The following is an 8,253-nucleotide window of genomic DNA, read 5'->3' on the forward strand; positions in this document are numbered from 1 at the left end:
GATAAAAACAGCCTCGATACCGGCACGCTGGGCTTCAGCGATATCCACAACCGGGCGGATTATAAGACGCAGCATCAGGGCGGCGGTATCAGCACCGGGGGCAGCATTGGCTCTCAGTTCGCCGGGAACATGACCAGCGCCCTGCTGGCGGGTGGCGGCAACAGCGGTCATGCGGAAGGTACGACGCAGTCGGCGGTATCCGAGGGCACTATCACCATCCGTGACCAGGCCAGCCAGAAGCAGGACGTGGCTGACCTGAGTCGCGACACGGAACACGCCAGCGGCAGTATCGGGCCGATATTTGACAAGGAGAAGGAGCAGCGGCGCCTGCAGGAAGTGCAACTGACAGGGGAGATTGGCAGCCAGGCGGCAGATATTGCGCGCGCGCAGGGCGAGATAGCAAAACAGAAGGCGATAAAAGACCCTGCAGCCCTGACGGCGGCGGAAGCGAAGCTGAAGGCAGAGGGTAACAGCAGTCCGACGGCAGAACAGATTGCGGACCAGGCGGGTCGTACCGCGATGGCTGCATACGGAACCGGCAGTGACCTGCAGCGGGGTATCCAGGCAGCCACGGCAGCGCTGCAGGGACTGGCGGGCGGTGATATCGCCGGGGCGCTGGCAGGGGCATCGGCGCCGGAGCTGGCGAATCTTATCGGTCACGGTTCAGGGCTGAGTGACGGTGCCGCGGTGGTGGCGCACGCTATCCTGGGCGGTGCGGTGGCGGCATTGCAGGGCAACAGTGCCGCGGCGGGCGCAGCAGGCGCGGCAGCAGGTGAACTGGCCGCGAGGGCGATTGCTGGTATGCTGTATCCGGGCGTGACGGACTTGTCCACGCTGACGGAAGCACAGAAGCAGACGGTCAGTACGCTGGCCACTGTTTCAGCGGGGATGGCAGGCGGACTGGCCGGCGACAGTACGGCGTCAGCGGTGGCGGGCGCGCAGGGCGGGAAGAACGCGGTTGAGAATAACCTTCTGGGTGGAAATGAATGGACGCAGGGAGAAAAAGCCAGGGAGCATGGTAAGGATGTGCTGTCGTGTGCAGACAATCCTTCTGGAGAAGCCTGTCAGCGAGGCCTGGCGGAAAACAAAGCCTATGCGGGAGCACTGGCTACAGGAGGTGTGGCGTTATTACCCGGTACCGCGCAGGCGATGTGGGGGTTGGGCGCAGGGGTAAACGCAGGTGCTCAGTATGCTGAAGATGGCAAGGTGAATCCGGTTAACTCTGTTGTTGCTGGCTGGATAAACGTTGCAAGTATAGGGAATGGCTTATGGGGAACCGTGGGCTGGAATGCAGCCGGTGGCGCGCTAACCAATCAGATCAACGGTGACAATCCTTTAACAGGAGCAATTACTAATGGTCTGGGTTCTGCTGGCGGTTACTGGGGAGGCAAACTAATCTCTTCAGGCACAAATGCGGCTGGTAAATGGCTAACCGGCGGCTGGGATCCTAAGTTTAATCCTGACCTGCTGAAATATACCGAAATTAAAGGTCAACTGGGGATCTCTAAGGAGATGTTGCCTGGTAAGCTTCCAGGCAATATGGGTAATATTGGAGCTTCAGTAATATCAGAGGGAGGCGGTAAAGGAGCTGAACAGGTAATAAAAAAAATAGGAGATAAAAATGAAAAATGATCTCCGAGTTAGATGTGTTCAGTCTCTATTTCTCTTAGTTGCTACGATTTTATTCATGATCGCATTATCTGTATGCGGAAAGATTTTTTTTTCGTTGTTACTGTGGCTGCTTGGCGATGGTTTTAATACAACTTGGCAGGATGTTTTGCACGGAGCGAAATTAGGACTTTATGGTGGAAGCATTGGAGGCATTGGACTCGCATTATTCCGCCTTTTTAAAGTAAAGGGATTTTAATCTATGTCGAAAAGATCCCAGCCTTTGTGGTTGGGATTGTTGTTGAGACTAACTCGCTGAGTCTGCCAAAAGGGATGACGGAAACCGGACAGGCAGCCACATCCTGGGTGAAGTATGCGCAGGACAACAATCTTTCGCCGGAGCAGGTACAGGCCGGGTTAAAGGATATCGTGCGCGGCGACTTGCCGGAAAGCGCGGATATTATCAAAGCCATTCTGAGTAATAGCCCGGGCTCGGATACAGTAATGGCGTTGCTGACAGCGGAAGAGGCGAAGGATTATGCGCTGGCTCTGCTGACGTCAATCCCGGCAGAAAAAGCGTTATCGTTAGCGGGTAAAGCAGCCGGTATTATTGATAACACAATACTGATTAGAGCAGCGGAGAAGATCTCGACGGCTAAGCCGGGTAAACAATTTACAGCGCCGAGGGATTTGAATGAACAGATGGTGTGGAAGCAGGTTGAATCCAATCCTTCACAAGGGCAAATACTTGACGGTATGAATAAAGATCCTCGATTCCCTACATCGGCTGGCTTCCAGAAAATGCAGGTTAACCATGAATTACCAGATGGTTCAAATATAACAATTCACTATCAGTATAATTCAGTGACGGGTAAAGCATACGATATGAAGATTACAAGTCCTCAACCGAATCCATTACAACCAGGTCCATCACTGAGGGATAAGTAATGAAAATAAGACCTTATAACTCATCTAATGTTATTGATATTTATGCTATTTACTGGAGTGGTAAGGACACTCTTTTTTTGGGAATGCCAAAAGGACATTGTGGGTTAATTGCATATAACTCACAAAAAGTAGATATAGTAGATCCTGATATCTCTGGAGAACTTACATACTTTAATAATAACTACTCTGGCATTTACCACTGGGCACTAATTAAGGAAAGGTTACTTGATGATTTACTCGAAAATGATGAAACGGCCTATAAACGCTTCCTTGAAATCGTGAAAGCTGAAGGTCTGGTTGATCCCGATTTTTATTAACTGCAAAAGATCCCGACTTCAGCGCCGGGATCTTTTTTACCCGTCAATTACGACAGCACGCAGAGCAGTCTCAGCGGTGGCCTGGGTAACACCTTCGGCGCCGGGTCGTGGTCGGGAAGCCTGAATACCAGTCGCGACAAAATGACCAGCGACTGGTCTTCGGTGCAGGAGCAGAGCGGGATATTTGCCGGTCAGGGCGGCTTTGATGTCACTGTGGGCAGCCACACGCAGCTGAATGGCGGGGTGATTGCTTCCACCGGAAGCGCAGATAAAAACAGCCTCGATACCGGCACGCTGGGTTTCAGCGATATCCACAACCAGGCGGATTATAAGACGCAGCACCAGGGAGCGGGTATCAGCACCGGGGGCAGCATTGGCTCTCAGTTCGCCGGGAACATGACCAGCGCCCTGCTGGCGGGTGGCGGCAATAGCGGTCATGCGGAAGGCACGACGCAGTCGGCGGTATCCGAGGGGACTATCATCATCCGTGACCAGGCCAGCCAGAAGCAGGACGTGGCTGACCTGAGTCGCGACACGGAACACGCCAGCGGCAGTATCGGGCCGATATTTGACAAGGAGAAGGAGCAGCGGCGCCTGCAGGAAGTGCAACTGACAGGGGAGATTGGCAGCCAGGCGGCAGATATTGCGCGCACGCAGGGGCAAATAAACGCGCTGGAAGCGGCGCGCAAGGTTCATCCGGCAATGTCAGCGGAGCAGCTGAAAGAGACGCAGACGTACAAAGATGAACAGGCGAAATACGGCACGGGCAGCGATATCCAGCGGGGTATCCAGGCAGCCACGGCAGCGCTGCAGGGACTGGCGGGCGGTGATATCGCCGGGGCGCTGGCAGGGGCATCGGCGCCGGAGCTGGCGAATCTTATCGGTCACGGTTCAGGGCTGAGTGACGGTGCCGCGGTGGTGGCGCACGCCATCCTGGGCGGTGCGGTGGCGGCGCTGCAGGGCAACAGTGCGGCGGCGGGCGCAGCGGGCGCGGCAGCAGGTGAACTGGCCGCAAAGGCTATAGCAGGCATGCTGTATCCGGGCGTGACGGACTTGTCCACGCTGACAGAAGCACAGAAGCAGACGGTGAGCACGCTGGCCACTATTTCAGCGGGAATGGCAGGCGATCTGGCCGGGGACAGTACGGCGTCAGCGGTTGCGGGCGCGCAGGCAGGGAAGTACTCGGTGGAGAATAACTCGCTGAGTAAGAAAGATAAGATCTTCGATATCAACCCGATGCTGAAGATAGGTATTGAAGGGGCTGATGGCGATCCGCTGAAAGGCGGTGGTGGGATTGGTAAATTTACGATTAATAAAGGACAACAGAACAAACACTTACCTGGAACTAATGAGTATAAAATAGCATCGGAAGCAGGTTTGAATAAAAGTATTCTTACTGTCTCACCTGATTTATTTTTACCCAAATTGGGAACTGGTCAGCAGGTAGGTAATACCCCAGTCGGTACCCCTGGTTCTAAGGAACGAATAAACTATGGTCAAAATATTGGAAACTATATTGACCCTCAGACTGGAGTGTCCACACCGACAACAAACGGCATAGTTCACTATGGTAAAAATGGTGTGCATATTGTTCCTGCAAGACCATCAGAGTAACTAAGGAATATATAATGGTTTTATATGATTCAAATGTGTATTTAAAACTTTCAGTGCAAAGAGCTTTATTTGGAAATGTGACTCCTAATATCAGAGCTGTTGTTGCTGAATTATCAGGTAAGAACATTAGCTTACTATTTTATTTTGATGGACAAATTGATGATGATGATAAAGAGCTAGTGTCAGTAATAGAAACTGAAATTATTGCTGATTTTGATGAAGATTTTACTGTTGACACGACGGTTAAGCGTCTTGATCCCCCACAACCGATAAAAAATAAAAATGGTTTACTGATATACATAAGAAAAGAGTAAAAAGAAGATCCCGACGAATTCCGGATCTTCTTTTTAACCGTCATTTTTTCGGCAACCCGTTGACGTTGCTAAGCCCCTACGGTAATTCCTTGGATTAACCAAGGTTCATCCGGCAATGTCAGCGGAGCAGCTGAAAGAGACGCAGACGTACAAAGATGAACAGGCGAAATACGGCACGGGCAGCGATATCCAGCGGGGTATCCAGGCAGCCACGGCAGCGCTGCAGGGACTGGCGGGCGGTGATATCGCCGGGGCGCTGGCAGGGGCATCGGCGCCGGAGCTGGCGAATCTTATCGGTCACGGTTCAGGGCTGAGTGACGGTGCCGCGGTGGTGGCGCACGCCATCCTGGGCGGTGCGGTGGCGGCGCTGCAGGGCAACAGTGCGGCGGCGGGCGCAGCGGGCGCGGCAGCAGGTGAACTGGCCGCGAAGGCAATAGCGGGCATGCTGTACCCGGATGTGACGGATTTATCAACGCTGACGGAAGCACAGAAGCAGACGGTGAGTACGCTGGCCACTATTTCAGCGGGAATGGCAGGCGGTCTGGCCGGGGACAGTACGGCGTCAGCCGTGGCGGGCGCTCAGGCCGGGAAGAACGCGGTTGAGAATAACTCGCTGGCGCATGTGCTGGCAGCGATAGAGGCCAACAAGCCGGGAACAGTTGAGTCATGGACAAAAGAGCAGCAGGAGCAAATCAGGGAAGCGTGCAGTGGTGGAACGCCGGTGTCATGCGAAACGGCAGTAGCCGCAATAGGTAGTGCAATGGCATGGCCATTATTACCGGGAGCAGCAGCTACAACCAGCCTGATAGGTGCTGGAGCTAATGCTGGAGTGGGCCTTCTGATTAACGGTGAAGTAAATCCAAATGACGTTATTCTGGGATACTGGACCGGCGCATTCACAGCAGGAACCGGAGTGTGGGGAACGATGGCAGTTAATGCTGGTAGTGGTGCCACATCAAATTATCTCAAAGGTGATGATCCTCTGAAAGGTGGATTGATCAGCGGGGCTGCTTCCGGGCTGGGTTATGGTGCAGGTAAACTGGTTGAATTACCGTTTGATAAAGTCCTTAATCCAATGAAGCCATGGAAAGATTGGATCTGGACAGATGTTGGAATGGGGATATCCAAACCGCTGCCGATTAATCCAGTGCCCGGCGTTGCTGGCAACATAACTGGTTCAGTCACAACAGAATATGGCAATGATCAAGCAGGAAAAACAACGGAGGGGCAGAAATGAAATTTTCACTCTCAAAATGGCTTTTGAGCCTGCTCTACTTAGTGATTGCTTTACCTATTGGAATATTTATTGCAACGGTTGCCACTCAAATTTTAATAAAATTATTTTATTTTAGTACTAGCGGATTGACTGTGGATTTATTATCCATCGATTATGTGAAAATTTTGAAAGGCAGCGTTGTTGGTGGCGTTATTGGAGCTATAGGTTGCTGGTTTGTGTACTACCAGCACTATAGGAAAAACAGACGTAAATAACGCTACCCGAGTGAGTTGTTGTTGAGAATAATTTACTTGGCGGTAGTGAAGATGCGCAGGCGGCATGCTTGCGATGTAAGCATCCCGGCAATCGCACCTGGATCTTCTTTTTAGCCGTCAGCACCTGACCGGCTCGATCACAGCTGTTCCTGTTCCACGCTGACCATCACCGGTGTGTCAGTGCTGAATCCCGCTTCTGCCAGCCAGTTACCGCACGACCTGTGTGAAGCGGACCCCACTCAGAGCCAGAGTGCTTCCACGACGGGAAGTACAGGCGATAGCGTGGTGATTGATCCCGGCTACAATAGCCGGAATAACATGATCATTATCACCGCCCATTGATCTGGCCCGCGACAGAAATATCAAAACAAATACGCGGTTATGAAACGACGGGATTGAGGTCATTGAAATAGTTGGTTGTGACCTGGGACCCGGCAGCGGTGGGGGAGACGTTGCATGATATGCCCAATTATCAGAGCTTAGTAGATTATTGCTGGCGTCAAATGGGGTTGGTGAGCCCTTGCCCTTCATCTTCAAATTTTTTCAGGATGACGTAATGATTAAAGCCTATAATACATATTATACCAGTAAACTTTTATCATTATTGTCCAGCTGATTATTTATGAAATGATGACGTTAATATGCAGCAAATGGAGAGGTTAACATGCTTAAAAAAATGTGCTTAATTGCTTTTACATTAGTTATTGCTGGATGTACCAATACCAGTCATCTTTCAGGTGATGTCCATTCCTCAGCCACGGCTGGACGCGTACAACAAGTTTTTTATGGCCAGCTGGTGTCAGTCAGAGCGGTGCAAATTCAGGCGGGTGATAACAGTAATGCGCTTGGCGCTGTCGCCGGAGGTGTCATTGGTGGTGTAGCGGGAAGTGCCGTCGGTGGCGGTTCAGGCCAAAGACTGGCGACGGCGACTGGCGCTGTTGCGGGAGGTTTAACTGGTCAGGCGGTTCAGGCAAGAATGAATCTTGTTCAAGGGGTCGAGCTTGAAATACGCTTAGATGATGGAAGAACGTTCATGGTCGTACAACGTCAGGGGCCAACGCGATTCTCGGTAGGGCAACGAGTTGCCATTTCATCCGTAGGTGGGCAAACGACAGTATCCCCGCGCTAATTTTAATAGTTAATAACATAAATACCTAATGCCAGCTACGCTTTAAGGCTGGCATGGTAAAAATGGAATATCTCAAATTTAGGGTGTTTTATGAAAAAACCATCTTATTTTTTAAAGGTAATTTGCCTCTTTTTTTCAGGAACACTTATCGCTGGTTGCTCTGTGTTTATGACGAATATTGGAAACTCGCAAACGATGAATGTCAGTTTTGTTTCAAACCCGCAGACAACCGTTCGATGCCTTAAAACCGGTGCGAAAATTAACGGTTTTATTCTTGATGATAGCCAGTTAACTGATGAGGGTAAGCTTTTCTTAACGAAACAAAATATGAACTCAGCCATTTCGATTATGGTCACGGAAAGTTTAAACGGTACAGGCTTACGGGTTCGTTTTGATAACAGAGATAACATCTTGATCGATGGCTGGAATAAAGCAATCCGATACTGCAGAAGCACGATACCCTAAAAACAAGGATGTCTTTTAAAAGCCGGAATATATCAGGCGTCAAGTCGCTCACCATTCTTATCAGTTTCAGGAAGAGAGGTGAGCTTGAGCGTAACACGCTAATCATGCTGCATGAAAATAAGTAGGCAACGTAGTCAGAAACACGACCATGCGCTGTGAGGCGTGCGAGAGTGCCAGGCTCTGGCCGCAAATCTTTTGCTTGCGGATAGCCTTCTCAGCAGACATATCCTCTCTCTATGATGAGGCCAGCTCGTCGGCCTACGGGAAGGGGGCAGACCAAATAACCGCAATCTGATAACAAAAAGTTTAATTTTTTTCCCCGCCGCGCTGACTATAGTTAGGGAAGGTGCGAACAAGTTCCTGATAT

9 protein-coding genes and 2 pseudogenes are annotated in these 8,253 nt (G+C 51.0%); 10 read left to right on the forward strand and 1 reads right to left on the reverse strand.

The window, feature by feature from the left end; translation table 11 throughout:
* The 8 genes and pseudogenes from HMPREF3096_RS31260 to HMPREF3096_RS01150 all read left to right on the forward strand — a co-directional run.
* A partial coding sequence (locus HMPREF3096_RS31260; protein ID WP_228704793.1) for a VENN motif pre-toxin domain-containing protein occupies nt 1-1,632 on the forward strand: 1,632 nt, incomplete at its 5' end.
* The gene (locus tag HMPREF3096_RS30220) at nt 1,622-1,867 is read left to right on the forward strand and encodes a hypothetical protein (protein WP_063266827.1); all 246 of its coding nucleotides are present in this window, start codon (nt 1,622-1,624) and stop codon (nt 1,865-1,867) included. The genes HMPREF3096_RS31260 and HMPREF3096_RS30220, both read left to right, overlap by 11 nt.
* A 26-nt stretch (nt 1,868-1,893) precedes the next feature.
* A complete protein-coding gene (locus HMPREF3096_RS01125) occupies nt 1,894-2,556 on the forward strand; it encodes a hypothetical protein (protein WP_224226123.1) in 663 nt (220 codons plus the stop codon).
* Nucleotides 2,556-2,873, forward strand: a complete 318-nt coding sequence (locus HMPREF3096_RS01130; RefSeq protein ID WP_032729497.1) for a hypothetical protein — start codon at nt 2,556-2,558, stop codon at nt 2,871-2,873. The genes HMPREF3096_RS01125 and HMPREF3096_RS01130 overlap by 1 nt, the downstream gene beginning before the upstream one ends.
* 45 nt (nt 2,874-2,918) lie before the next feature.
* Nucleotides 2,919-4,487 (forward strand): annotated as a pseudogene (locus tag HMPREF3096_RS01135) (VENN motif pre-toxin domain-containing protein); the annotation flags it as partial.
* Between the two features lie 14 nt (nt 4,488-4,501).
* Entirely contained in the window at nt 4,502-4,801 is a 300-nt protein-coding gene (locus tag HMPREF3096_RS01140) for a hypothetical protein (protein WP_032105472.1), read from the forward strand.
* Between the two features lie 127 nt (nt 4,802-4,928).
* Nucleotides 4,929-6,038 (forward strand): annotated as a pseudogene (locus tag HMPREF3096_RS01145) (VENN motif pre-toxin domain-containing protein); the annotation flags it as partial.
* Nucleotides 6,035-6,292: a hypothetical protein gene (locus HMPREF3096_RS01150; RefSeq protein ID WP_023297152.1), complete on the forward strand. Its 258-nt coding sequence runs from the start codon at nt 6,035-6,037 to the stop codon at nt 6,290-6,292. The pseudogene HMPREF3096_RS01145 and the gene HMPREF3096_RS01150, both read left to right, overlap by 4 nt.
* Before the next feature lie 137 nt (nt 6,293-6,429).
* Here the strand turns inward: HMPREF3096_RS01150 and HMPREF3096_RS31825 are convergent, their stop codons facing one another.
* Entirely contained in the window at nt 6,430-6,531 is a 102-nt protein-coding gene (locus HMPREF3096_RS31825; protein WP_072023559.1) for a SymE family type I addiction module toxin, read from the reverse strand.
* Nucleotides 6,532-6,956: 425 nt separating this feature from the next.
* Here HMPREF3096_RS31825 and HMPREF3096_RS28335 point away from each other — a divergent pair, with 425 nt between their 5' ends.
* Nucleotides 6,957-7,421 (forward strand): outer membrane lipoprotein, encoded by a 465-nt coding sequence (locus HMPREF3096_RS28335; protein ID WP_072023560.1) that lies wholly within the window; start codon nt 6,957-6,959, stop codon nt 7,419-7,421.
* Between the two features lie 90 nt (nt 7,422-7,511).
* Nucleotides 7,512-7,886 (forward strand): hypothetical protein, encoded by a 375-nt coding sequence (locus tag HMPREF3096_RS01155; protein ID WP_128205980.1) that lies wholly within the window; start codon nt 7,512-7,514, stop codon nt 7,884-7,886.
* Nucleotides 7,887-8,253 lie beyond the last annotated feature (367 nt).

Source organism: Klebsiella sp. HMSC25G12 (assembly GCF_001807705.1).
Classification (GTDB): Bacteria; Pseudomonadota; Gammaproteobacteria; order Enterobacterales; family Enterobacteriaceae; genus Klebsiella; species Klebsiella variicola.